The organism is Desulfovibrio desulfuricans, from assembly GCF_024460775.1.
Lineage (GTDB): Bacteria > Desulfobacterota > Desulfovibrionia > Desulfovibrionales > Desulfovibrionaceae > Desulfovibrio > Desulfovibrio desulfuricans_E.
Map to the genome: position 1 here is coordinate 1 of NZ_JANFYZ010000140.1, position 214 is coordinate 214.

Genomic DNA, 214 nt, shown 5'->3' on the forward strand with positions numbered 1-214 from the left:
TGGAGGATTATCAAGGCGGAAGACGGTGGATATTATTTACAGTCGAAACTGGGAACATTTCTTTCCATTAGTGGAAATACAGCTTCATCAGGGATGAATGTACAGATGAGTTATCTGGAGAGCGGTAAAAGACAACAATGGAAATTTGAAGCATCTACTTATCAGCCGGTGAAAGATGGAAAATATACATTAAGAAGTTCTAAAGAATCTGAAT

The 214-nt window shown here is 37.4% G+C and carries 1 protein-coding gene; it reads left to right on the forward strand.

The annotated features are described in order from the left end of the window. Positions 1–214 (forward strand): RICIN domain-containing protein (locus tag NE637_RS15695; RefSeq protein WP_256267852.1); only part of this gene is annotated, 214 nt, incomplete at both ends.